Below are 24329 nucleotides of genomic sequence, written 5' to 3' on the forward strand. Positions count from 1 at the left end.
CGATCAGGGAATTTGTTAAAAACCGGTCATTCTTCTTTACCCTATAAAGAGAAAATAGGCTAAGGCTGAAAAAGGAAGCGTAGCTGTGATGTCTTTATAGATAACGAACTGCCCCCTGTTTTGACTTTGTGTTTTATCCTGCCGGCCAATGTCAGTTTAACGCTGTTAAAATGCGAGGCTAAAATTGCTTTTCCAACCCTGTTTGACACTGTATTCAATTTTAAAATAACGTGAGGATAGAACAAATCAGGCTAAATCAAAGGGGATTTTTAAAAAACGCTGCGAATTACTATGCCCTTTATGCGGTAAATCGTGCGGAAACAGAAAATGCTGAACCGCCTTCGGAACTGAATATTATAAAGATTAAAATCACTATAAAATAGCCATTTAGGGCATTTCCTCCTAAAAAAACTAACAATGCCCATCTTTAACCTTTCCATGCCCATCTTTGACCTTTCCATGACCACCTTTGACCTTTCCATGCCCATCTTTGACCTTTCCATGACCATCTTTAACCTTTCCATGACCATCTTTGACCCTTCCATGCCCATCTTTAACCTTTCCATGCCCATCTTTGACCTTTCCATGCTCATCTTTGACCTTTCCATGCCCATCTTTGACCTTTCCATGCTCATCTTTGACCTATCCATGCCCATCTTTAACCTTTCCATGACCATCTTTAACTTTTCCATGACCATCTTCACTTTTTACCCCTCTTTTTTAAACAATTTCAGGAGAAATGACTATACAGGCATTGAATATTTTATGCTCAACTGCTTGGGTAAAGTAAGAAAAGACCGCTAAAAGTTGCTCTCTATCAAAACCCTTGACCTGTTGCGAACTTAATTTAAGGAATGCGAGCCTAAGGAATGGCTTTTTTTCAGGAAAATTGAAAAAAGCAGGGATAAAAGAAAGTAAACATTCATACTTGGTGCCAATGGTTTGCGCCTCATCTCTTGGAAAACGGAACAGATTTGCGCTTCATTCAGGTCATATTGGGACACGAAAGTTCTAAAATCACAGCAATTTATACCTACTTAACCACTAAAGGGTTTGACCAAATTAATAATCAGTTAGATAGTTTGGATATTTAATGTTGAATGTTTAACTTTGCTTGCATTATATAAAGTCCAATTTATCAGTTAGGTAAATCCAAAGTTTGCTCTTTCGAAAATGACATTATATTGTTTTTGGGAGTTGACAAACCCTACGGATAAGGCAGAAATAAACGCATGTTTGGGGTTGTTTACACTAAAGTTACGTTTAAACAGATGTTAGGTGCAACCCTAATACGATAACGCAAATTTGTTACTGACTGCAAAAAAAAAGAGACTATAATGGCTTTTGAAATTGACGAACTACAATTAAAAAACGATAGTGTAGAAGAGCAAATCAGGTTACGAAAAATTTTTGAGGTTCTTAAAGAGAAAGCTATTAAACAAGAAAGTCTGACAGAACACGAAAAGGAATTCTTTTGTATGGCAGTAAAGATTTCCCACCTTGACGATGGTACTTGGGAGGATTATTCTTGTTGCGACAATTATAAGTTCAAATCTCTTTACTTAACTTATTTCCACGACTTGACTGGAGTAAGCTTGTATCAAAAAGTAAAAGGTATGTCATTTTACAAGGTTGAACCTAACGAAGCACAAACAGACCTTCAATATCTATATAATAAATCAGACGAGTGGAAATTGATAATTCTAAAGACAAATCACAGTGACCAATTGCTCCAACAAATTTCAACAGAGTCAAGAAAAGAATTGAAAAACCTATATAAACTTCCCGAGGTTCTTATTGGTTATTTGTGTAAGGGTTCTTTCGTTTACATTTTTAAGGAAAGAGCAATTCTTCTGCACTCAAAATATATTTACTGCATTGCCCTTGAAATTTTTAAGACATTAAAACCTGAGGACTTGGTTTTAGAAATCAATTCAATTCAAATTGAGTTCAATGAATACAGTTTGATACATATTTTGAACAGACACTATGCTCAAATTATGAAGCAATACAATACAGGAAAAACTTTTCACAACGAGGACTTCAAGCCAAGAATACTTAGCGTTCAACTCAAAGAGATACTTCACGACATTGATAATTCAAAGTTGTTACAAGGCAAAGGCATTGACAAAATCGGCTTTCATCAAAACGGAACTGACTACTTGATTTGGACAAGTGAAAAAATAAAATCCGTAAAAGGACGAGGCAATGTTTCTTATAGGCGGCTTGACACATTTTATCCTGTATCGGATGAAGCAGAAAAAAATAAACTCATCGCAACTTGCGACTTAAAAAGAATTAGCAACACCCTTTCAGTTTATGTTCCGAAGTAATCCGACAATGTTTAACTTTACTGACTATGTTTAAATATCCTAGAACCTAGTGTATTCAATAATTGGGCTGACCCTCTAAGGACGAACAGAAGGGCAGCCGATAACACCGGTAACTGTTACCCAACTACTCAAAAAACACTATATACCCGATTTTAAAAAACCGTAGCTTTCCAATAAAAGGCTTTTGCTGATTGGTGTCCATACTGATTAGAAAAATAGCTTGGGATATAAAAAGTTATTGAAGAGTGGTTTAAAGTTTGGTATGGAAAAAAAACAGGCGTTATAACAGCAGAATCCCCCTTTGTTTATTCATCTGTGTTAGAAGGGTTTGCAAGATTAACGCTGCAAACCTTCATTAGATTAAATTCTTTTCCGTATTCCGACTGTGGTAACAGGAAGGTAAACAATACATGTTACACCTGTAAAAAAAGGTTTAAATTAAAAGTTTGAAGTATTGCAGATTTAAATTAAAAAGTATAATTTTGCAATATTGTACTAACAAATAAATCCAAAGTAGGATGTCCTTGCAGATTTTTCCGGTTTTGTACAAAAACGAGTATGTTCCTGCTACTTCATACACTAACCTAAAAAGGCTGTTTGAAAGGCAGTTTGACGACCAGTATAGTACAAAGTGTATTCAAGCTATATTTCAAGCAGCAAAACATAAAGCAGGTACAGATATACGTTTCATTCAGGAACTTTTGGGGCATAATAGCTCTAAAACTACCGAACGATATACCCATATATGCAATCGAACTATCCAAAGGGTGCTAAGCCCTTTGGATAATTTGCTAAAGTAAAAAACTAAAAATTGCGCAGGTTTTTGCGTATAAGTAGATGTTACCTGAAAGGCAAAGACAACACAAAGAACTAACAACATGGCAAAAATTCACACTCTCAAAATTTCAAATTTCAAAGGACTAAAAAGTTTTGAGCAGGTATTTGGTAAGACAGATTTTGTTTGTCTTATTGGTCGCGGTGATTCGGGTAAAACTTCAATACTAGAAGCAATTTCAGCAGTTCTTTCACCTAGCTGGAATTTAACTTTTTATGACACAGATTTTTTCAATGGTGATATAACCAATCCAATTGAGATAGAAGTTTCATTATGCGATTTACCTAACACACTCATTCAAGAGTCTAAATTCGGACTTTTTATTCGTGGACTTGACACAGCTACAGATTTGATTCATGATGAAATTGAAGATAGTCATGAGACTATTCTTACAATTAAACTAATAGTCGACAAAAATCTAGAACCCAAGTGGTTTGTAATAAATGGTCGAGAAACCCAGCAAACAATAGAAATTAGAGCAAATGATAGGGCTAGCCTTAATGTTTTTTTAGTTTCTGATTATATTGATCGCCATTTTTCATGGAGTAAAGGAAATCCACTATACTCATTGCTAAAAGAAGAAGATACGACTACTGAAAAAACTAATGTTATTATTGATGCATTTAGAGAAGCAAAAGAAAAAATAGATTCAACTGCGTTTAGTCATCTTGACAGCGTTGTGGAGAAAATTAAGCTTTCAGCATCCACCTTGGGTGTTGATATCAGTGATATAAATACAACAATTGATTTCAAAGACATATCAATAAAAGATGGAAGGATTTGTTTGCATGAAAACACAGTTCCTTTTAGACAAAAAGGCAAAGGTTCAAAAAGGCTAATTTCAATCGCAATACAGACCGAACTTGCAAAAACAGGAGGCATATTACTGATTGACGAAATTGAACAAGGCCTTGAACCAGATAGAGCCCAACATTTAGCAAAAACTCTAAAAAGTCAAAATAAAGGACAAATATTCATTACAACCCATTCACGGGATGTGATAGTAGAATTAGCAGCACAAGACATATTCAGAGTAAAAAAGGATAACTCAAATCTTTATTCTTTTGACTCATCCCTTCAAGCTTGCTTGAGAGGTAATCCAGAGGCTTTTTTTTCTGACCGTGTTTTAATATGTGAAGGGCCCACGGAAATTGGAATCTGCAGGAGTTTAAATGAGCATAGGGTTTCAAAAGGGAAAAATAACGTTGCATTTTTAGGTGTTCGTTTTGCTAATGGGAATGGCTCGACTCAAATTGGATATGCAAATGGTTTCTTAAAGGCAGGTTATGGCGTTTGCCTTTTTTGCGATTCTGATGTTCCCGAAATCAATCTACAAAAAGAAGGCCTTAGAAATAGCGGAATTGTTGTAGTTGATTGTGAAGTCGACAACTCAACAGAAAATCAAATATTTCTTGATCTACCATGGGATGGAATTAAAGAGTTAATTAATTACCAAATTTCACAACTACAAGAATCAATAGAAGATAGTGTTAAATCTGGTTTCAAAAAACATGGTGAATTACCTAGCAATTGGATTGAAACTGATACAAAAGAAATCAGACAAGTTTTAGGGGATACTGCAAAGAAAAAATCATGGTTTAAAAGAACAGATCATGGCGAATTTCTCGGAAAAATATGTTGCAAATATCTGGCTGAATCCAAAGGGAAAAGAATTGAAATGCAGATTGAAGAACTATCTAAATGGATAGACAATGATTAACTATATTGAATTTATCTCCAAGGAAAAAAGTATGTTAATAGCTCCAGCAGGTTTTGGCAAAACACATACTATTGCGGAATGTCTTAAGAATATTGAAAATAAAGAGAAACAACTTATTCTGACTCATACACATGCTGGTGTCGCTTCAATCAAAGAAAAAATTAAAAAGGAAGGAATACCAAATTCCATTTTTGAAGTAGAAACAATTACAAGTTTTGCACAAAAGTATGTCTTAGCCTTTTATACTGGAAATGATTTGCCAAATCAAGAAGATAGTAAATTATATTACCCATTTATTATTGAAAAGGCGATTACTCTTTTTAAACTCAAACCAATACGACAAATTATTTTTAACACCTATAAAGGTTTGTTTGTTGATGAATATCAAGATTGTATTGTTAGCCAACATAACTTAGTTCTTTCGCTTGCAGAAATACTCCCAACTCATATTCTAGGTGATTTCCTTCAAGGAATATTTGGCTTTAATGAAGAGCAACTTGTTGATTTGAATGATCCATTAGCAATGAAAGGATTTATTGACGCAAAATATGAGTTAGATAAACCGCAACGTTGGTTGAATGGGAATAATGCTGCGTTAGGTGCTGATTTGAAAAGCATAAGAGAAGATATTATTGGCAAGAAAGAAGTTGATTTAACTAAATATTCTTCAATAGAATTGAAATTGATCACTGAACAGGATTTGTATAACCCAATGACCAACTATTGTCAACAAATAAGAAAGCTATTGAAAGAGAAAAGTGTGCTTTTATTACATCCAGATTCAACTAGTGTTTACCCTAGATTAAAGATAATTAAAACATTCAATAATGGATTTACATTGGTGGAATCTATTGATGATAAGGAATTCTATACTTTGGCTAAGGAAGCCGATTTGATTACAAAAGAGAACATCCGCATAAATCTAGTTGCTTTGTGCAAAAAAATATTCAATAAAACTGGAGTCGACAATTGGTTTAATGAGAAGGGATTAAAAAAGAAAAATAGACCAGAAGATAAAGCTCAACTGACATCTATTGAAACTCAAATTAACTCGTTCGAAAAGGAATTCTCATTTTTTAAATTCGCTCAATTATTAAGAGACGTAAAAAATCTATCGGAGATTAAATGTTACAGAAAAGAGTTATTTAAAACATTGTGCAAAGCTATAGAAGAAGCGGAGTTACAGCAAATATCTGTTTTTGAATCTATGAATAACAAAAGAAACCAAACTAGGAGGATTGGAAGGAAAATTTATGGAAGATGCATAGGAACAACTTTATTAACAAAGGGATTGGAATTTGACACAGTAGCAATATTAAATGCGCATAAATTTGAATGCCCAAAACATTTATATGTTGCCATGACTCGCGCATCTAAACGTCTGATAGTATTTACTAACAAATCAACTTTGAACCCATACAAATGAAATGCCCAGCAGGTAACAGCACATTTGCAATAGGAGGGGTTTCGTGCTTCGCAGACAGTTTAGTGGTAGCCGAAAGTTTTGCACTCCGCATCAACATTGGAGGCAAAAATCCCGCCCATCTCAAATCTGCGAAACGTTATGCCTTATGTTATGTCAACTTTGATAACATCAAAAATGAGTGCAAAAAACGAAACTATTAAAGTGACGACATCAGTAAAGGACTATTACTTCATTGTGCAAGACTACTCTTTTTAGGAATGGCAGACCTTCCTATTGGTTATTACACTTTCTTAAGAATATTGGTGACAATCGGTGCAGTTAGTGTGGTAGTAGCAGAGTTTGAAAACGGATTAAACTTTTGGACGATTTCATTTGGTATCATTGCAATACTTTTAAATCCTTTAATTTCTGTTTATCTAAATGACAAAGCCGCATGGATGGTAATAGACCTAATTTGCGGAGCATTATTCGTAATAAAATCATTTCCTCTTAAACAAAAATAAATATGAAAGCAATCTTCGTTTCTCTTTACGGTGTGTTCGCAGTTACAGCAATCATCACGCACATTTGGACTGTTATTATCGCCTTTACTGAAGGCGGTTTCTTTGGAGGAATATTAACTTTATTCCTTCCTGTTTTGGGTGAACTCTATTGGATGTTCAAAATGTTTGGCGAAAATGACACTTACGCATACATTGCATTAGCACATTTAATTTTGGCAATTCCTTTTTCAATGTTTGGACGAGGTGAAAGATAATATTGAAATATATTTAACCGAATGAGAACTGAAACTTCTATATGTTTACTTTGCCAGCAGAACAATTCGACAAAGGAAAACTCTCACATTATTCCTAAGTTCATGACCAAATCTCTTTTGGGTGAAAATAAGGTTAAAAGAGGTTATATAATTGGTTCAGACAGAGCACATAAAGCTCCCGAATTTTCGCAAGACACCCCTAAAGAAGATTTTATTCTTTGCGACAGTTGCGAACAGTATTTTTGTGTTTTAGAAACATACATTGCAACAAGGTTACACAATCGCCTTTGGGATATTAGACATATTCAACAATTCAGCACTTATCAAAATCAGGGAGGTATTACTTGGAAAGTTTGTGAACAAATTCACCCACTAATTTTTCGACTTTTTATTTATTCCATTATTTGGCGTTGTCATATTTCAGCAACAGACCTCTGTAAAGATTTTGCGTTAAACACTGACGAATCCGAAATTCTTCGGACAACACTTTTCTCATATAAGTATGACAAGCAACAAGATTTGCTAAATAACATTGGACAATTCACAAAATCATTTCCAACACTTCCATTTCTGTTTTTTACCGCAGACAGTTTTAATGACAAGACAAGTAACACATTATTTATTAATCCTTCAATTAAAAATCCGTATCAACTTGTTCTCAATGAGTATATGCTCATTTTTTCATTTGACTTAAACGAAGACCAGAAAAAATTCGACTTCTTAAATAACACCGACAGTTCAAAAATTAAAATCGGCTATTTCACGACAGAACTTTGGGAAAGTTTGAGAAATCAACTTCTGCAAATGGTAGCAAAGAAAGCATTTGAGAATATGCAAAAGTATGGAGAGGTTCCTTGGGTAATAAAACAAGAGTGAAGAAAAAACGGTTATCCAATTTAACAAAAAACCTTAATGAAAGATGCACAAAGGCATAACACGGATAACCATTACACAACTACTCAAAAACCACTAAATACCCGATTTAAAAAAAACGTTACCATCAAATTAAAGGATTTTGTTGATTTGTTATTAACCCGATTTTGACAAATCAAGATGTTCAACTAAAGCATCAATCAACCACACAGGGTTATCAGCTATGAAGCTGCTCTCCAAACAGATTATTTACATCTGCCGGTGGGGTCTTGCTTGTAAGTATGCCATAGCTTAAAATTAAGCATTTTTTGTTACGGCTTAAAATATCTTTGTATTTTTGTGATAGGTTTTTTCACAGACTACCATTCGTAGCTATTTTAAAAATAAAAAAGTGAAAATAGAAGAATTAAAAGATAAAGTAATGCCTATTATAATTCGGCACCAAATAAAACGGGTTGGGATATTCGGTTCGATTGCAAAAGGGAAAGCGACTTCCAAAAGCGATATTGATATTTTGGTTGAACTGGGGAACAAAATAAGTTTGCTGGAATTCGTCGGAATAAAATACGAACTGGAGGATTTGCTGGGAAGAAAGGTGGATTTGGTCGAATACCAAGCGGTCAAACCAAGGTTGAAAAATCGCATCATGTCAGAAGAAATCAGGATTTATGGCTAAGAAGAAAATACGGAACGAACTGGTTTTCCTTGAAGACATTTTGGAATGTATTGAGAAGATAGAAGAATATATTGAAGACCTAACAGAAAAAGAGTTTGAGGAAAATTCAGTAAAACAAGATGCTGTCATTCGGCGGATTGAGATAATTGGTGAAGCGGCCAAAAACATTTCAACTGAAACAAGGAATAAATATCCGGATATTCGTTGGAGGGAAATTGCGGGGATGAGAGATGTTGTCATCCACCAATATTTTGGAGTAACGATTGGAATGGTATGGAGGGTTGCTACCTCTGAGATTCCAAATTTAAAAGAAAAAATAGTAGCGATAATAAATGAGATAGAAGAGAAATAGAAGCGGCCACAAATAGCACGTTCCTGTTAACCACCCCTGTCAAATCAGACTTCTTGCATATTGAAACAAGACAGATAACAAATAAACTTTGTAATAGCGATACACGGTTTCATAAAGAAAGTCGTCAAAGTTCCGGCAAACGAAATTGACCGAGCAGTAGGACTTAGAGACAAATATTTTAACAACAAACAAAAAATTAACTCTTTGGCAACTAAAGAATTAAAGACTTACACCCTTGCCGAGATGAAAGACAAGTATATCGGCAAAGTTGGGGCACAGGAACGGGACGAATACGAATATGAACTTCGTATGGACGTTTTGGGAAAGATGATTAAAGCAGCCAGACAAGAAAGAAATTTGACACAAGAAGAACTCGGACGACTTGTAGGAGTTCTGAAAGCCCAAATTTCAAAACTTAAAAGCAGTGCTAACAGTGCGAAAATTGACACTATTATTAGAGTGTTCAGGGCTTTGAAAGCAGAAATCAACTTTAACGTAAAACTTGAAATCAACTTTGTCAAACTCGCTTGACAGAAAAGACAACCGAACCCCCAACACGGGTAACTATTTCACAACTACTCAAAAACCAATAAATACCCGATTTTAAAAAAAAAGTTGCCTTCAAATTAAAGGATTTTGTTGATTTGTTATTAACCCGATTTCGACAAATCAAGATGTTCAACTAAAGCATCAATCAACCGCACACGGTTATCAGCTATGAAGCTGCTCTCAAACAGATTATTTGCATCTGCCGGTGGGGTGTTGCTTGTAAGTATGCCATAGCTTAAAATATTATTGTACTTTTGTTACCGGTTATTCACAGGCTGCCGTTAGCAATAAGTATTACAAAGTGGTGGAAACCGCAGACAACTTGGTTATTTGGCGTGATATGGCGCTAGGTGAAGATGACAGCAAAGCCATTAAAGAAATTGCAAAGAAATACCCCGAAGCCACACAAGTAGAAGTCAATTATGATTTCAACATATTGGCAACGCTAAAAGACAAGCAATTAGAAGTGAGCAAAAGGGTATTAGGGCTCACTGTTATTCAAGCAGACATTTTTAATCAGTAATCAAATGGAGTTACAGATAATACCAAACAGCCTGCTTGATTCCTACCTTGCAGAAGTTCCTAAAGGCTTGCAAAGGGCATTTGATGCTTTACAAGATGCCGAATTGTCAACCCCGAATTTTAGTTTTTACACTTCAGTTGCATCCGTTTTTAGCAGTAAAATAGAAGGAGAAGCTATAGAGTTGGACAGTTATATCAAACACAAACGAGACGGTTTAGCTTTTGAGCCAGATTACACAAAAAAGATAGATGATCTGTATGGATCTTATGTATTTGCTCAAAACAACCGACTCACGGAAAGTAACGTCAAAGAAGCACATAAATTAATGAGTAAGCATATTGTTGCCAAAGGTTGGCAAGGAAAATATCGTCATCAAAATATGTATATGGCTACGGATGATGGCAGAATAGAGTATGTAGCGGCCATCCCGCAAATAGTAGAAAGTGAAATGAGCAAGTTTTTTGAAGATATTTCCATTTTGCTTAACCGTCCTTTGTCCATAGAACAGGTTTTTTACTATGCTGCGATGATACATTTAGTTTTTGTAAAAATTCACCCGTGGAATGATGGGAATGGAAGAAGTGCCAGATTGATTGAAAAATGGTTTATGGCAGAGAAGTTAGGTGAAAAAGCCTGGTTTATACAAAGTGAAAAAATGTATTATCAGGCACATCAAACCTACTATAGAAATATCAGAGCTATTGGATTAGAATATGAAGAACTTGATTACAGTAAGTCATTACCCTTTACACTCATGCTGCCTAAAGCAATCATATAAGGATAATGGAATTAAAGCTATATCAGCATATACGCAAGCATTTCCTGAAGGAGACGATAGATTTATTCGATAAATCCACACAGGAAAAAATTGAAGCCTTTGATGCGTCAATCGGCTTGGACGAGAGAATTTTAGATACGGCAAAAAAGTATCTGAAAGCATACAACACTTATCTGGAGGCACAGAAGCAAAACAAAGTTACGCTTCGCTATTATCAGATTTTGGCGATTTACTTTACCGAAGTATTTTTCAGAAACAGAAACAGCAAGGAGTATGAAGATTTTGTCTAAATTGCAACAGAAAGTTTGTAGGTTGTATTGAAAAATCCAAGTCGGACGACAAAAGACATTTCAGACAAAACGGTTTTTACCGTAACGAACTAAGTTCACAGAAACAGACAAAAGTATTCCGAATTTAAAAAAATTGAGACAGTTATCATTGTAAATCTTATTCCTTTTGACGAAACATACGCAGACTAACTTGGGACATTAGGAGTAAAAATAATTGACAAACAAAACCAAGACACGATTTCCGGCTTGACTTCAAAACTAAAAAACACAAATGTTGCATGGGGCGACCATCCAAAAGGACTTTACAAAGAATATGAACAACTCAAACAAACAACTTTTGACAAGTTAAGAACAAACAAAAACAACGTTTTTTACTTGGACAAACTTTCTTAAAATGGCAATCCAAAACACGGACAAGTTTGGGGCTACAAAAATGAATTATTAAGTTTCAACCTTTACAGTACAAAACAAGAATTAAACAATGTTTCAAGAACCTAAAAAATATACAGACAACGACCATTTCTTTTTTAAACCTGACGACGACTTGGTAAAGGTTTGTAACGCACCGAAAGATAAAGACGGTGTTTTTAAAGTTATTGAACTAAGAAATGGAAAAATAAATTTAGTTTATATCGGTTTCTCAAGTTCGGGTGGTCTTTACAACGAAATAGTAAACGGACTTCACTACGACAAAAATCCGAGAAAAATTGGATGGACTTATCAAACAATTAAAGACAAAACAGATGCACTTGACGTTTATTGGTATGTAACAAATGGCAAAGACGACCAAAAGAAAGAACAAGTTGAAATGCTAAAAGACTTTGTTGACCAAACCGGAAAATTACCAAAATGGAACAGATAGAAAATAACGAACCGATAACAGGCGTTTGGTTCAATGAGGGGTGACTTGGTTCATTCAAGTGCAGTGCTTCTATCAACATTTGTGCTTGGCTGACAGTGAATTGCTCCGAAATCCGCCCGAACGCAAAGCCCGAAAAATGTTATTCACAAGTTTAAATAGACAACGACAATGAAAACTATCACGACACTAATAATTGGATTGTTCTGCACAATCTCGGCATACTGCCAATACGGAGAATTTAATGTTTATCCGAACGGCTTAATTTATAGCGAACAGACGATGGGCAAATTAAGCCACATCGTGGACTCACTAAACTTGAAATTCAAGACTTGTAATTTCAACACAGTTTTTTTTTCCAAAAGCCAGACTATTGGAAACATAGTAAAAATGGAAAAAGAAAACATTAAGGAAGCAAAAAAAGATATGGAAAATCAACTTCCCTTAGACGACTTTCTTAAAAAATATCCGAAAGCAACTATTGAAAGAAATGTTTTAATCACAAAGCATAAATACAAAAACTACAATAAACAAGATGTTGTAGAATTTGAAGAATTTGACTTAAAAAGTGATTATGGTTTCAGCATCACATCAGAAGATATTTCGCTTTATCAAAAAGACTTCTCCAACAAATGGTTATTTGAACACAATGAAAAAACAGAGTATTCCGAAGAATCCATATCAGCCTTTTATTTTCCAACAAATTTTAGTTCAGTTTCTATCCCACAAAAATATTCTCAAATGATTGGGTATTCTGACTGTTTAATAGACACAACAACTACAAAATTTAAGGATAACCTAAAAAACGGTTGGGTGGGACTTCCCGAAAATTGGACTTCACTATCTGAAAAAAAGAAAGCCCAACTTCTTGACGAAATGAGAAGCACAAGAGTAATTGGCAGTTGTAGTCATGACAGCAGTCCAAGAGAACACGCCATACATATTGCTTTACTTTCAGCAGAAACATACAATTGGGAAGTTTTTCTAAAATCGCATTTAGATATTATGAATGACCGGTTTGAAAGAGTTTCTGACGGAAGTTATGCCTGGGGGCAAAGAAATACTTACATTAAAGAACTTGAAGAACTAAACATAAATGTTCCTGACCTTATCTTAGGTATATCATTCCGCATTGAAAATCCTGCAAGCAATCATTATTATGGTAGCATTGGACGAGTTGGACGTGCATTATCAGAAACCAAAAATAGAAATGAAATTGAAAATGCAATGCTTTCAATCATTTCTGACAGCCGATTGGACACCTATAACAGACTTTTATTTTATTTCCTATTCATAAATTACAACTACTATATAGAAGACGAAACAGTAAGAAAAGAAAATAACGACAAGTTAGCAACAGCAACAAAGACACTACCAGACTTTATTCGCGAAAGGCTGACAGAATAATGAAGAAAAAACCTGTGTATAACACGGGCAACTGATGAACAACTACTCAAAAACAACTAAATACCCGATTTAAAAAAACCTTGCCTACAAATTAAAGGCTTTTGCTGAGTGGTAACTTTCCCTGTGTTTTCGACAACTTCAGTCTTTCAAAAAAGCATCCATAAACCGCACCGTATTATCAGCTACGATACTGCTCTCAAAACAGATTATTTGCATCTGCCGGTGGGGTGTTGCTTGTAAGTATGCCATAGCTTAAAATTACGCCTTATTTGTTACTTTTTAGAATATTATTGTATTTTTGTTGGCAGTTTTTTCACAAGCTGACATTGGCAGCAATAGGTCCCGGGCAAATTTGTGCACCCAAAATGCGGACGACAATTTTTTAATAAAGATTTTCCTTGGGGACAGGTGACCGACTTCGCAGACAACTTGAATATTGAAAGATCGGACTATGAAAAGATTAAAACCGGCAGTACTATGAAACATATCATGATTATACATTTTATCATTTTTTCTCTTATCATAGCAATGCCGTGTTCAGGACAGTCTAAACAGTATTCGGAGATTAATGCAAAGGTGGACTCATTTATCAATCTGGAGATGACAAAAAAGAATATTGCCGGTCTTTCAATAGCGGTTATGTATGAAGGAAAAACAGTTCATTCCAAAGGATTCGGATATGCAAATCTGGAGCACAAAATCCCGGCATCAAGTAGTACAGTTTACCTCATGGCATCTGTAACAAAGACTTTTGTCGCAGTGGCAACCATGATGCTGGTGGAACAAGGTATGATTTCCCTGAACGATACAATCGGAAAATATGTAGCCGACATTCCACCGCATTGGAAAGTGGCTACCATCTATCAGCTATTGAGTCACACTTCCGGAATAAAAGGAAACGTTGACTGGCCACCTCCATGTAAAGTAGAATTAAAATATGACAACTATAATTACACCCGTGCTGATGTCATAAATGAAACAGCTTGTTTGCCCCTAAGTTTTACGCCAGGTGAAAAATGGGAATATAGCGGTAGAGGATATTATGTATTAGGTATGCTCATCGAGTCAGTTACAGGAAAGACATTCGAACAGTTTTTGAAGGAAACCATTTTTGACCCGTTGAAGATGACCGATACAAGAATGATGGACTACAGGGCGATCATCCCAAACAGAGCTGCCGGTTATCAGAAAAAGAACAATCAACTGATTAACCAATTTTTACCCCAAGATCCTATTGTTGAATTTTCAGACGGTGGACTTATCTCGACAGTTATTGACATGTCCAAGTGGGACGAGGCTTTATATTCTGAGAAGCTGTTAAAAAAAGAAACTCTTGAATTGATGTTCACCTCGGTTAAGGTCAAAGAGGGATTTGCTCCTTATGGTCTTGGGTTCGGAACAACACCATTTCAAAAACACAGACGCGTTGGACACATTGGAAGAATACTGGGGTTTGAAAGTGCGTTTACACGCTTTATTGATGATAAAATAAGTGTTGTTCTGTTCATAAACACTGAACTCGACTCAGGACAAATGGAGATGGCAAATCAAATTGCATCCTATTACTTTAAACCTGACAGAAAATAATTCGGAGCAATTACTTTGAACGCGGGACAGCTTTGAATGAAGAACGGACGAGGCCCTACAGCTACCATCAAAATGTTTAGGTAATGGTGGGGTTCAGTGTAGGTATTAAAAGTAATTTCTTAGTTTTGTTCGGTGTCGGTAACTCTATGATGATACAACAATCTTTCAGACAATCAATGAAATTGAACTTAATTATCTTCATAAGCTTACTGACAGTTTTGACATCGTGTAAAGGTCAGACAAATACTCATCTACACAATTCAGACAAACTAAATGAATCTTTTGCAACAGGAGACACAGTAAGAGAATTGAGCAATAACATAATGGTTATTTATCAGGATAAGAAAGACAATTATTGGTTTGGCAGTTGGCAGGACGGACTGTATAAGTATGACGGAAAATCAATCATACATTTTACCACGAAAGACGGTTTGTCTTCCAACAGAATTGAAGAGATTAAAGAAGATAAACAGGGAAACATCTATTTCAATTCAAGTAAAGGGATTATCAAATACAACGGATATAATTTTTCAATTTTGCAAGAAACTATTGGAGATATAGAAAAGTGGGGTTTAACAGCAAACGATATATGGTTTAAAAATTTTACAGAGGCTCAGTTTGTTTACAGATTTGATGGAGCTATTCTGCATAAACTAAAACTACCTAAACATAAACTTGGTGAAGAATGGATTCAGAAAAATCCAAACTCTTCACGACCATATTCTATTTACTGCACTTATAAAGACAGCAAGGGGAATATCTGGTTTGGCACAGCAGCATTAGGTGCTTTCCGTTACGATGGTTCTAAGTTTGACTGGATTACTGAAAGTGATGTGAACGAACTTCATTATGGCCCCTCAAATGGTGTTCGTTCAATTATTGAAGACAAAGACGGATATTTTTGGTTCAACACAGAATATAAGTATGACATTTACAACAAACCATCTTCAACAAAATATGATAAGAACAGCACAAAATTTTATAACCGGATAAAAAGCATTGGTTGTTTAGACAGCAAAAACGACGGTGATTTGAATGAGTATTTATCAATCATAAAAGATAAAAATAACAGCCTATGGATTGCCATTTACTTAAACGGTGTATGGAACATTGAAGGCGAAAACATTACACACTACCCTATTCAAGTTGATGATAAAAACATTCCTGTTTTTTGCCTGTTCAAAGACAACAAGGGCGACATTTGGCTTGGCACTCACGAAAACGGAGCATATAAATTTAACGGACAAACGTTTGAAAAATTCACTTTATGACAAACGATAGAAAAGCTGCCGATAACACAGGTAACTGTTGCTCAACTACTCAAAAACCGCTAAATACCCAATATTTTAGAAAGTTGCCTTCAAATTAAAGGCTTTTGATGATTTTTTGTTAACCCGATTTTGACAAATCAAGATGATCTACAAAAGCATCAATCAACCGCACAGGGCTATCTGTTCCGATGCTACTCAACAAACAGATTATTTACATCTGTCGGCTGGGTGTTCCTTGAAAGTATGCCAAAACTTAAAACATTAGTGTATATTTGTTGCCGGTTTTTTCACAGACTGATGTTGGCTGAAATGCTAACTGACCCAAAAACATCATCGGGCAAACGAACTTTTTCGGTTCGATAGAAATAAAAACAACAGGACTTTTTGACACATTAACCGGGCAGAAAAGGCAACTTTGAACAGACTGAAATACGAGATAAAAAAGGATGAATTTAACAATTGAAAATATACTGTTAGTTGGCTCTATTTTACTTTTTGTAAGCATTATTGTAGGCAAGACATCCTACAAATTTGGTGTTCCGACTTTATTACTCTTTCTGGCAATCGGAATGTTGGCAGGCTCTGATGGTATTGGCGGTATTCATTTTGACAATCCTCAAATAGCTCAATTTATTGGTATTGTTTCGTTGAATTTCATTTTGTTTTCAGGCGGTCTTGACACCGATTGGACTTCTGTCAAGCCAATTTTAAGAGAAGGTCTTGTTTTATCCACATTAGGAGTTTTGCTGACTGCCCTTTCACTTGGAACATTTGTGTGGTATGTAACCGACTTTACGATTTATGAAAGTATGCTATTGGGTTCTATTGTTTCATCTACAGACGCAGCAGCCGTATTTTCCATTTTACGTTCAAAAAGTCTTGCTTTAAAGACCAATTTACGCCCGACTTTAGAATTAGAAAGCGGTAGCAATGACCCAATGGCGTATGTGTTGACTATTGCTTTTTTGACTTTGGTTATAAATCAAGACCAAGGTGTCGCTTCAGTTATTCCCTTGTTTTTTAAACAAATGATTTTGGGCGGTATTGCAGGTTTTGCTTTTGGGAAACTAAGCAAACTTATCATCAACAATATTAAACTTGACTTTGAAGGACTTTATCCTGTGTTGGTTATTGCTTTAATGTTTGTTACGTTTTCCGCAACTGATTTTGTGGGTGGAAACGGTTTTCTTGCTATATACATTTGTGCAGTTTACTTAGGTAATCAAGACTTAATACACAAGAAAACCATTCTGAAAATGTATGACGGTTTGGCTTGGTTGATGCAAATTGTGTTGTTCTTAACCTTGGGGTTACTGGTTTTTCCATCACAAGTTTTTCCATTAATGGGCATCGGGCTTCTCATTTCTTTGTTCCTGATTATTGTTGCTCGTCCTGTCAGTGTTTTTCTCAGCTTGGTATTTTTTAAAATGAAGTTGAGAAGGAGATTTTATATTTCTTGGGTAGGTTTGCGTGGGGCGGTTCCAATTGTGTTTGCTACTTATCCCCTTTTAGAAGGAATTGAAAAAGCCAATATGATTTTCAATATCGTTTTTTTCATTTCAGTTACTTCGGTCCTCATTCAAGGAACGACTTTATCAATAGTTGCAAAATGGCTCAATGTGGCTTTGCCTGAAAAAGCAAAACCTATTTCAGAAATAGATAAACTCATTTCGGACCTTCCAAAATCATCTTTACAGGAGTTTGAGATTTTACCCGATTTTCACGCAGTAAACAAAAGAATAGTGGATTTAAATTTTCCGAAATCTGCATTTATCATAATGATAAAAAGAAACGGAGAATATATCCGACCCGGTGGTTCTACGATTATTGAAGCAAAAGACATTTTAATGGTTCTTGCTGACACCATAGAAGACTTTACGAAGGTTAATGAATGTTTGCAAAAATCAAACAATCCATCAAAAACATAAACAATGAACAAACGATTTATTATACTCATTGACTTTTCAGAGTATTCGAACAACTTGATTATGTATGCTTGCGATTGGAGCAAACAGGCAAATGCTGAAATACTTTTAGTTCATCAGTCCATTGTATTAGTTCCTGCACTCACCGACAACGAAAGCAGACAGCAGATTACACAACACACCAATGAAGATGCCATCCAAAAATTAAAGGAATTAGCTAAAGAAATCATCCCTCCAACTGTTAAAGTTTCGTTCAATGTTTCTGAAAGCAATTTGCAAATTACCTTACCAAAACTTTTATCTGAACCATTTGACAATTTAATTTTTACAGGAATTAAAGGCACAGGCTTACTCAAAAAAATATTTCTTGGAAGCACGGCACTTCGAATTATTGATAGCACAAAAAATATTATTGTTGCAATGCCCAAAGAAATTAAGACATTTTCTCACGATAAAATTTATGTGGGAGTAACAGAAAAACACCCCTTGAATATTTTGGAATTGAATAAGTTTTTGAATTTCATTGACACTAAAAATATGAGTATTACCTTTTTCTATTTGGCAAAACCCAATGAAAAAACTACAGGAATAGAAAAGCTCCTAAATGAGTTAAAAGAAATGTTTTCAGAGAAATACAAAACATCTATCGCCATTTACGAAGGCAACAATCCTTTTAACGACATCAAAAAGATTATTAATAACAATCTTGATGAATTATTGATTGTTCAAAAAGGTTCACGCCTTTTGACCGACCAACTTTTCAGACGATTTTTAATAAACGAATTAGTGTATGAAGGGCAAACCCCTTTGATTGTTTTACCATAATTATAGCAATTCTTCAACCCCAGGTATATTTATGGTGCGTTTGATGTTATACACCAACAAAATCAAACAATGTTCTCCGTTTACTTTTTTTAACCCCCTAAGGTTGATGTAATTGTAGTTCCATTGCTGCCTGATAGTTCCAATAATATGTTCGTTGATTTCCTGCCGTTTTCGGTATCTTGCTTTTTGGGTTTGATAGCGTTCGCTTTTTTGTGCTGCTACTTCGGTAAATTCGCTTCGTTCTATTCCCTGCCCCCTTTTTGTCTTCCGGTACACATGTGTTTAATCCAATAGTTATTACAGCAGAGGTTCTTCATTTTTTAAACTCATAGGGGGTATAATCTTTTACATCTGCTGTCGGGGTGTTGCTTGAAAGTATGCCAAAACTTAAAACATTAGTGTATATTTGTTGCCGGTTTTTTTCACAGACTGCCTTTTTACAAAGGCAAGAAAAAGAGATATAACCCTTATCTTTGAAGAAAAACTAATGATAAAAAGAGACGAAATATTATCCTTTCTGAAAGAGAACAAAGAACTGTTGTTTTCTGAATGCCAATTGGTCAAGATTGGGTTGTTCGGGTCATTCTCAAGAAATGAAGGGACAGAAGATAGTGATATTGATTTGATCATTGAATTTCAGCCAAATACCCAAAACCTGTCGGAAAAGAAATCAAAAATAAAAAGTATGGTTTCAAAAAAGTTTGACAGAGAAGTTGATTTGTGCAGAGAAAAATATATCAAACCATATTTCAAAAACCAAATACTTCAATCTGCTATTTATGTCTGAAAAGGATAAAGGCAACTTGTTGGCAATTGTTGACAGTTGCCAGAAAATCGAAAAATTCGTTGAAGATATTTGGGATGCAGATGCTTTTTTTGCAGATGAAAAAACGTTTGATGCAGTTTTGATGAATTTTGTAATAATCGGAGAAGCTGTAGGAAGATTGTCCCAAGAATTGAAAGAAAAAGAAACTCAAATTCCCTGGACAATAATTAAAGGGTTCAGAAATATTGTAGCACATGATTATTTTGGAGTTGACGCAGAAGAAGTATGGCAAATCATAAAAAACAACCTTCCTGAATTAGAAACGGAAATTAAAAAAATAGCAGGAAAAAAATAAAGCCTTTGTGAAACAACGCATACAACGGTCATATCGGCTAAGTAATGCCACTGCGGCAAGCCGAAACAGTCTGACTGCGAAAAAACTTGTTTTTTGAAAAAATCCCCATAAAAGCAAGAGAGCACATCACCCTCAAAGCCCATACTTTTGAATGAAGGGGATGTATTTTTGGTATGACAACTATTGCCCAAAATAAAAAATGGTGCATAAGGTCAATATCAAAGCCATTTTTTCTGCAAACAAGACTACTTTGGGTAGTCAGGCTGCCAATTTTTGAGCTTTATCAATAGTTCTTCCATCCCAAGTATGTTGATGGTGCGTTTGATATTATAGACCAACAAAATCAAACTATGTTCTCCGTTTACTTTTTTTAACCCCCTAAGGTTGATGTAATTGTAGTTCCATTGCGCCTGATAGTTCCAAAATTATGTTCGTTGATTTCCTGCCGTTTTCGGTATCTTGCTATTAGGGTTTGATAGCGTTCGCTGTTTTGTGCTGCTACTTCGGCAAATTCGCTTCGTTCTATTTCCCTACCCCTTTTTTGCCTTACGGTACAGAGGTGATTTACCGGACAGTTTTTGCAAGCAGAGGTTCTGTATTTTTTAAACTGATTGGGCTTTTAATCTTTTGCATCTGCAGGCAGGGTGTTCCTTGTAAGAATGGCATAGCATAAAATATTCTTGTATTTTTGTTGCCGGTTTTTTCATAAACTGCCGCTATAGGCAACCCTAAAAGACCGAAACAGACAACAGAGAATGGAAAGAGCAATTCAACATTTTGACAAATACCTTCCGTTGGACGACAACGAAAAACAAGCATTAATGAGTCGTTTGACAGAACGCAAAGTAAAACGCAAGCAATACATTTTACAGGAGGGCGACATTTGCAAACACTTTAATTATGTTGTTGAGGGTTGTTTTAAAACTTATGGGGTGGACAACTCCGGAACGGAACACAACCTTGCTTTTACAGTTGAGGATGACTGGCTGACAGACATTGATAGTTTGCATAAGGAACGACCATCCAAACTATATATTGAGGCTATTGAACCTTCAACTATACTGCAACTTTCCAAAGGAGACCTTTGGTATTTATATACCAACTACCCAAAATTTGACCGCAATTTCCGTGTGATTATTGAAGACAAATTTATTGAACTTCAAAACAGGCTGCTTCAAACTTTCAGCAATTCTGCTTATGAGCGATATGAAAGTTTTTTAGAGCAATACCCCAATTTAGCCAACCGATTACCCAACACTCAAATTGCTTCATATCTCGGAATTACCCCCGAGTTTCTAAGTAAAATTCGTAATGAACGGGTTCCCAAATAGGCTACCCTTAATCTACATTAAGACTATTTCTTAAACAACCTTATAAGCACAGGCTTTTCATTCCCCGCATCTTTGTATTGTCAATTTTGGCGCAAAATAAACTCAATACAAAAGATTTGAAAACTTCAAAAACAACAGTAGCCATTATCGGGCTTGGCAACATTGGCAAAGCCATTGCAACAAATCTGGTGAAAGGAAACCACAGTGTAATACTCGCATCAAGAGAGGAAAGCAAAGCCGAAGAACTGGCGAACGAACTGGGTAATTTGGCAACAGCAAAATCAACTACAGATGCCATCAAAGAAGCAGATGTTGTTATTCCTGCCTTTTACTTTAACACTATGAAAGATTTTTTCAAAACCTACGCAAAGGAATTAGACGGAAAAATAATTGTGGATGTATCCAACCCCATTGCACCTGACGGAAATGGTAGCTTCAAAAAGATTATTGGAGAAAATGAATCTTCTGCGAAAATTCTTTCAGAATTAATTCCTAAAAACGCAAAACTAGTTAAGGCATTCGGCACATTAGGAGCGGAGGCATTGTCAGGAGAAGCCTTTGCACAGACTGAAAGAAAAGTATTATTCTATGCTTCGGACAGCACCAACATCAACAACAAAGTGGAAGAATTGATTACTGACAGCGGATTTGAACCGCTTCACATTGGTGGTTTGGGCAATGCCATACGCATTGAAGTTTTTGGCGACCTGCATCAATTTGGAGCTTTGGGTAAAACAGTTACAATTTCAGAAGCAAAATCTAAAATTTAAAAAATGAAACAACTAATTCTATCAGCAATAGTTCTGTTATCGTTAGCAGCCTGCCAAAATCAATCTGAAACTAATTCAGTCAAAACAAATAGAACAGAAATGGAACAGACAACCGAAAAACAAGCAATTGAGAAATTACTTTTCTTATACCGTGATGCCTTAAATGCGTCGGACGCAAACAAAGTGTTACCACTCTACACTAATGACGGTGTATTTATGCCCTCCAATGCACCCTCGGCAATTGGACAGGAACAAGTAAAAGCATCTTACGAGTTTGTGTTCAAAACAATTCAACTCAACATTGAATTTTTCATTGACGAAATAGTGGTTAACGGGGACTTTGCTTTTGCAAGAACTACATCAAAAGGCACAACTTTAATTCGCGAAAACGGACAAACAGTTCCCGAGGAAAACAGAGAATTATTTGTTCTTCAAAAGGTAGGTGGACAATGGAAAATTGCTCGTTATATGTTCAATAAAATAAAATAAGCGGACTATAAGGGCAGCCTATAACAACGTAACCCGTTGCACAACTACTCGAAAACCACTAAATACCCGATATTTAAAAAGTTGCTTTTAATATTAATGGTTTTAGCTGATTTGTTGCCTAATTGGTCTTGATCAATCAGTTTGGAGCAGAAATAGCTTTAAAAGGGTTGTTTGCAGATAAGGCTTGGCATATACTGACAAAAAACAAGTTTTACCGGCATAAGCAGGATTATTCATCGTTGCTTGAATGGCTTATGTTTTAAAATTGGGTGTTTTGTGTTCAAATTCAGGCATCTGAAAAGTGTGCTTTTTAACGTTTGTATGTCAACACCCAATTTTGATAAATCAAGATGATCTATAAAAGCACCCATAAATCCCACAGGGTTATCAGCTCCGATGCTGCTCTCCAAACAGATTTCTTGCATCTGCCGGCGGGGTATTTCTTGTAAGTATGCCATAGCATAAAATTAAGTGATTTTTATCACGACTTAATATATTAGTGTATTTTTGTGGAGTGAGTTTTTCACAGACTAATGTTGTAGGACATAAAAAAGAAAAATGAAAAGAGTAGAATTGTTCGAATTTGAAGACTTTAGTTGGTTGCCTAAATACATCCGAACAGGGGTAACGAACCTAATAAAAGTTTTTCATCGTTTAATCGGAACATCGGATGTTTTAGCCGACTTAATTGAAGAATGCCAGAAAAAAATAAACTTTACCCAAATCGTTGATTTAGGCTCTGGCTCAGGAGGCCCAATGATTGATGTAATAGAGAAAATTAATAAAAGAAATACTCAAAACGACCCAATTGAGTTGTTGTTATCAGATAAGTATCCAAATGAAAATACGGTCGAGAGAATAAACAATTTGAATTTGCCGAATGTGAATTATTTAAGTAATTCAGTTGACGCGTCAAAGATAGAGAATATACCAAATGGGCTAAAAACAATGATTGCAAGCTTCCATCACATGAAACCAAAAGTTGCCAAACAAATACTTAAATCAGCGGAAAAAAATAGAGAACCGATTTTAATTTATGAAATAGCAGAGAATAATATCCCATTTATCCTATGGTGTCTCATGCTTCCAATTTCTTTGATTATATTGGTGTTAATGTCCCTATTTATGACTACATTAGTTAGGCCATTAACCTACATTCAAATAATTTTCACGTATATAATTCCACTTATCCCTTTGGTGTATGCTTGGGATGGTCAGGCTTCTCTCATGAGAACTTACACGATTAAAGACATAGAAAGTATGATTGGGCAATGCAATGATGAATCATATATCTGGGAAGTTAGGAAGGTAAATAAAAAGAATGGGAAAAAAGCGGGATATTACATTTTCGGTTATAGTAAAAGATAATACACCCTACAACAAATTGTATGTGTTCAAGTCTGGCAAAAGCCCGACATGCCACAATCGCAGACTACCGCTGTGCCAGATGTTGACAATTTTTGATTTTCAACAGTCTATGTTCAACTTCTTTAAAAAAGTTTTGACACCGGCTAACATAGAGATGAATGCAGAAGGAGTAAATCCTACTTTGCAACTACATCACAGACATGGGACACTGAGATATGCATGAGGAAGTAAAGGGCTTTTCCAAATCAGGTACATAAAGACGTA

General features: G+C 35.4%; 30 protein-coding genes and 1 pseudogene. 28 read left to right on the forward strand and 3 right to left on the reverse strand.

What is annotated here, in order from left to right; translation table 11 throughout:
* The first annotated feature begins 417 nt into the window (after positions 1-417).
* The 22 genes from IPM47_18960 (at position 418) to IPM47_19065 (ending at position 18986) form a co-directional block, all read left to right on the forward strand.
* The gene (locus IPM47_18960) at positions 418-804 is read left to right on the forward strand and encodes a hypothetical protein (protein QQS28894.1); all 387 of its coding nucleotides are present in this window, start codon (positions 418-420) and stop codon (positions 802-804) included.
* Positions 805-956: 152 nt separating this feature from the next.
* Positions 957-1094 (forward strand): hypothetical protein, encoded by a 138-nt coding sequence (locus IPM47_18965; protein ID QQS28895.1) that lies wholly within the window; start codon positions 957-959, stop codon positions 1092-1094.
* A 243-nt stretch (positions 1095-1337) separates the two neighbouring features.
* Entirely contained in the window at positions 1338-2333 is a 996-nt protein-coding gene (locus tag IPM47_18970) for a hypothetical protein (GenBank protein QQS28896.1), read from the forward strand.
* Positions 2334-2851: 518 nt separating this feature from the next.
* Positions 2852-3133 (forward strand): tyrosine-type recombinase/integrase, encoded by a 282-nt coding sequence (locus IPM47_18975; GenBank protein ID QQS28897.1) that lies wholly within the window; start codon positions 2852-2854, stop codon positions 3131-3133.
* A 78-nt stretch (positions 3134-3211) separates the two neighbouring features.
* On the forward strand, positions 3212-4888 hold the full coding sequence (locus IPM47_18980) for an AAA family ATPase (GenBank protein QQS28898.1): 1677 nt from the start codon (positions 3212-3214) through the stop codon (positions 4886-4888).
* Complete coding sequence (locus IPM47_18985) at positions 4881-6314, forward strand: AAA family ATPase (GenBank protein QQS28899.1); 1434 nt, start codon at positions 4881-4883, stop codon at positions 6312-6314. The genes IPM47_18980 and IPM47_18985 overlap by 8 nt, the downstream gene beginning before the upstream one ends.
* Positions 6311-6514 (forward strand): hypothetical protein, encoded by a 204-nt coding sequence (locus tag IPM47_18990; protein QQS28900.1) that lies wholly within the window; start codon positions 6311-6313, stop codon positions 6512-6514. The genes IPM47_18985 and IPM47_18990 overlap by 4 nt, the downstream gene beginning before the upstream one ends.
* A 57-nt stretch (positions 6515-6571) precedes the next feature.
* On the forward strand, positions 6572-6817 hold the full coding sequence (locus IPM47_18995; GenBank protein QQS28901.1) for a hypothetical protein: 246 nt from the start codon (positions 6572-6574) through the stop codon (positions 6815-6817).
* A 2-nt stretch (positions 6818-6819) separates the two neighbouring features.
* Complete coding sequence (locus tag IPM47_19000; protein ID QQS28902.1) at positions 6820-7071, forward strand: hypothetical protein; 252 nt, start codon at positions 6820-6822, stop codon at positions 7069-7071.
* Between the two features lie 102 nt (positions 7072-7173).
* Positions 7174-7947 (forward strand): hypothetical protein, encoded by a 774-nt coding sequence (locus IPM47_19005; protein QQS28903.1) that lies wholly within the window; start codon positions 7174-7176, stop codon positions 7945-7947.
* A gap of 388 nt (positions 7948-8335) precedes the next feature.
* A complete protein-coding gene (locus IPM47_19010; protein QQS28904.1) occupies positions 8336-8620 on the forward strand; it encodes a nucleotidyltransferase family protein in 285 nt (94 codons plus the stop codon).
* Positions 8613-8972: a DUF86 domain-containing protein gene (locus IPM47_19015; protein ID QQS28905.1), complete on the forward strand. Its 360-nt coding sequence runs from the start codon at positions 8613-8615 to the stop codon at positions 8970-8972. The genes IPM47_19010 and IPM47_19015 overlap by 8 nt, the downstream gene beginning before the upstream one ends.
* 204 nt (positions 8973-9176) lie before the next feature.
* Positions 9177-9503, forward strand: coding sequence for a helix-turn-helix transcriptional regulator (locus IPM47_19020; protein QQS28906.1), 327 nt, complete (start codon positions 9177-9179; stop codon positions 9501-9503).
* A gap of 322 nt (positions 9504-9825) precedes the next feature.
* A complete protein-coding gene (locus IPM47_19025; GenBank protein QQS28907.1) occupies positions 9826-10044 on the forward strand; it encodes a hypothetical protein in 219 nt (72 codons plus the stop codon).
* A gap of 4 nt (positions 10045-10048) precedes the next feature.
* Positions 10049-10822: a Fic family protein gene (locus tag IPM47_19030; GenBank protein ID QQS28908.1), complete on the forward strand. Its 774-nt coding sequence runs from the start codon at positions 10049-10051 to the stop codon at positions 10820-10822.
* Between the two features lie 5 nt (positions 10823-10827).
* Positions 10828-11112: a hypothetical protein gene (locus IPM47_19035; protein QQS28909.1), complete on the forward strand. Its 285-nt coding sequence runs from the start codon at positions 10828-10830 to the stop codon at positions 11110-11112.
* Between the two features lie 481 nt (positions 11113-11593).
* A complete protein-coding gene (locus IPM47_19040) occupies positions 11594-11974 on the forward strand; it encodes a hypothetical protein (GenBank protein QQS28910.1) in 381 nt (126 codons plus the stop codon).
* 387 nt (positions 11975-12361) lie between these two features.
* Positions 12362-13378: a hypothetical protein gene (locus IPM47_19045; protein QQS28911.1), complete on the forward strand. Its 1017-nt coding sequence runs from the start codon at positions 12362-12364 to the stop codon at positions 13376-13378.
* A gap of 477 nt (positions 13379-13855) precedes the next feature.
* The gene (locus IPM47_19050; GenBank protein QQS28912.1) at positions 13856-14965 is read left to right on the forward strand and encodes a beta-lactamase family protein; all 1110 of its coding nucleotides are present in this window, start codon (positions 13856-13858) and stop codon (positions 14963-14965) included.
* A gap of 218 nt (positions 14966-15183) precedes the next feature.
* Positions 15184-16236: a hypothetical protein gene (locus tag IPM47_19055; protein ID QQS28913.1), complete on the forward strand. Its 1053-nt coding sequence runs from the start codon at positions 15184-15186 to the stop codon at positions 16234-16236.
* A 446-nt stretch (positions 16237-16682) separates the two neighbouring features.
* Positions 16683-18164 (forward strand): potassium/proton antiporter, encoded by a 1482-nt coding sequence (locus IPM47_19060; protein ID QQS28914.1) that lies wholly within the window; start codon positions 16683-16685, stop codon positions 18162-18164.
* 3 nt (positions 18165-18167) lie between these two features.
* Entirely contained in the window at positions 18168-18986 is an 819-nt protein-coding gene (locus IPM47_19065; protein QQS28915.1) for a universal stress protein, read from the forward strand.
* Here the strand turns inward: IPM47_19065 and IPM47_19070 are convergent, their stop codons facing one another.
* The gene (locus IPM47_19070) at positions 18987-19262 is read right to left on the reverse strand and encodes a transposase (protein QQS28916.1); all 276 of its coding nucleotides are present in this window, start codon (positions 19260-19262) and stop codon (positions 18987-18989) included.
* Between the two features lie 211 nt (positions 19263-19473).
* Between IPM47_19070 and IPM47_19075 the strand changes: the two genes are divergently transcribed.
* Both IPM47_19075 and IPM47_19080 read left to right on the forward strand, forming a co-directional pair.
* Complete coding sequence (locus tag IPM47_19075) at positions 19474-19773, forward strand: nucleotidyltransferase domain-containing protein (GenBank protein QQS28917.1); 300 nt, start codon at positions 19474-19476, stop codon at positions 19771-19773.
* The gene (locus tag IPM47_19080) at positions 19766-20107 is read left to right on the forward strand and encodes a DUF86 domain-containing protein (GenBank protein ID QQS28918.1); all 342 of its coding nucleotides are present in this window, start codon (positions 19766-19768) and stop codon (positions 20105-20107) included. Before IPM47_19075 ends, IPM47_19080 begins: the two co-directional genes overlap by 8 nt.
* Before the next feature lie 370 nt (positions 20108-20477).
* Here IPM47_19080 and IPM47_19085 read toward each other — a convergent pair.
* Positions 20478-20717: pseudogene (locus IPM47_19085) on the reverse strand (transposase).
* Positions 20718-20862: 145 nt separating this feature from the next.
* On the opposite strand from IPM47_19085, the gene IPM47_19090 reads away from it, so the two are divergent.
* From IPM47_19090 to IPM47_19100, 3 genes are all read left to right on the forward strand, one after another.
* Positions 20863-21438: a Crp/Fnr family transcriptional regulator gene (locus IPM47_19090; GenBank protein ID QQS28919.1), complete on the forward strand. Its 576-nt coding sequence runs from the start codon at positions 20863-20865 to the stop codon at positions 21436-21438.
* Positions 21439-21524: 86 nt separating this feature from the next.
* Positions 21525-22208, forward strand: a complete 684-nt coding sequence (locus IPM47_19095) for an NAD(P)-binding domain-containing protein (GenBank protein QQS28920.1) — start codon at positions 21525-21527, stop codon at positions 22206-22208.
* A gap of 99 nt (positions 22209-22307) precedes the next feature.
* Positions 22308-22697: an SgcJ/EcaC family oxidoreductase gene (locus tag IPM47_19100; protein ID QQS31531.1), complete on the forward strand. Its 390-nt coding sequence runs from the start codon at positions 22308-22310 to the stop codon at positions 22695-22697.
* Positions 22698-22930: 233 nt separating this feature from the next.
* On the opposite strand, the gene IPM47_19105 is transcribed toward IPM47_19100, so the two are convergent.
* A complete protein-coding gene (locus IPM47_19105) occupies positions 22931-23155 on the reverse strand; it encodes a hypothetical protein (GenBank protein QQS28921.1) in 225 nt (74 codons plus the stop codon).
* A 100-nt stretch (positions 23156-23255) separates the two neighbouring features.
* Between IPM47_19105 and IPM47_19110 the strand changes: the two genes are divergently transcribed.
* Entirely contained in the window at positions 23256-24065 is an 810-nt protein-coding gene (locus IPM47_19110) for a hypothetical protein (protein QQS28922.1), read from the forward strand.
* Positions 24066-24329 lie beyond the last annotated feature (264 nt).

The sequence above is a fragment of the Sphingobacteriales bacterium genome, from assembly GCA_016700115.1.
Taxonomy (GTDB): Bacteria; Bacteroidota; Bacteroidia; order Chitinophagales; family UBA2359; genus UBA2359.

Coding starts and splice junctions, on each gene's coding strand:
- IPM47_18960 (QQS28894.1), top strand. CDS start 418: ATGCCCATCTTTAACCTTTCCATGCCCATCTTTGACCTTTCCATGACC.
- IPM47_18970 (QQS28896.1), top strand. CDS start 1,338: ATGGCTTTTGAAATTGACGAACTACAATTAAAAAACGATAGTGTAGAA.
- IPM47_18975 (QQS28897.1), top strand. CDS start 2,852: ATGTCCTTGCAGATTTTTCCGGTTTTGTACAAAAACGAGTATGTTCCT.
- IPM47_18980 (QQS28898.1), top strand. CDS start 3,212: ATGGCAAAAATTCACACTCTCAAAATTTCAAATTTCAAAGGACTAAAA.
- IPM47_18985 (QQS28899.1), top strand. CDS start 4,881: ATGATTAACTATATTGAATTTATCTCCAAGGAAAAAAGTATGTTAATA.
- IPM47_18990 (QQS28900.1), top strand. CDS start 6,311: ATGAAATGCCCAGCAGGTAACAGCACATTTGCAATAGGAGGGGTTTCG.
- IPM47_18995 (QQS28901.1), top strand. CDS start 6,572: ATGGCAGACCTTCCTATTGGTTATTACACTTTCTTAAGAATATTGGTG.
- IPM47_19000 (QQS28902.1), top strand. CDS start 6,820: ATGAAAGCAATCTTCGTTTCTCTTTACGGTGTGTTCGCAGTTACAGCA.
- IPM47_19005 (QQS28903.1), top strand. CDS start 7,174: ATGACCAAATCTCTTTTGGGTGAAAATAAGGTTAAAAGAGGTTATATA.
- IPM47_19015 (QQS28905.1), top strand. CDS start 8,613: ATGGCTAAGAAGAAAATACGGAACGAACTGGTTTTCCTTGAAGACATT.
- IPM47_19030 (QQS28908.1), top strand. CDS start 10,049: ATGGAGTTACAGATAATACCAAACAGCCTGCTTGATTCCTACCTTGCA.
- IPM47_19035 (QQS28909.1), top strand. CDS start 10,828: ATGGAATTAAAGCTATATCAGCATATACGCAAGCATTTCCTGAAGGAG.
- IPM47_19040 (QQS28910.1), top strand. CDS start 11,594: ATGTTTCAAGAACCTAAAAAATATACAGACAACGACCATTTCTTTTTT.
- IPM47_19045 (QQS28911.1), top strand. CDS start 12,362: ATGGAAAAAGAAAACATTAAGGAAGCAAAAAAAGATATGGAAAATCAA.
- IPM47_19050 (QQS28912.1), top strand. CDS start 13,856: ATGAAACATATCATGATTATACATTTTATCATTTTTTCTCTTATCATA.
- IPM47_19060 (QQS28914.1), top strand. CDS start 16,683: ATGAATTTAACAATTGAAAATATACTGTTAGTTGGCTCTATTTTACTT.
- IPM47_19065 (QQS28915.1), top strand. CDS start 18,168: ATGAACAAACGATTTATTATACTCATTGACTTTTCAGAGTATTCGAAC.
- IPM47_19075 (QQS28917.1), top strand. CDS start 19,474: ATGATAAAAAGAGACGAAATATTATCCTTTCTGAAAGAGAACAAAGAA.
- IPM47_19080 (QQS28918.1), top strand. CDS start 19,766: ATGTCTGAAAAGGATAAAGGCAACTTGTTGGCAATTGTTGACAGTTGC.
- IPM47_19090 (QQS28919.1), top strand. CDS start 20,863: ATGGAAAGAGCAATTCAACATTTTGACAAATACCTTCCGTTGGACGAC.
- IPM47_19100 (QQS31531.1), top strand. CDS start 22,308: ATGGAACAGACAACCGAAAAACAAGCAATTGAGAAATTACTTTTCTTA.
- IPM47_19105 (QQS28921.1), bottom strand. CDS start 23,155: ATGGCATACTTACAAGAAATACCCCGCCGGCAGATGCAAGAAATCTGT.
- IPM47_19110 (QQS28922.1), top strand. CDS start 23,256: ATGAAAAGAGTAGAATTGTTCGAATTTGAAGACTTTAGTTGGTTGCCT.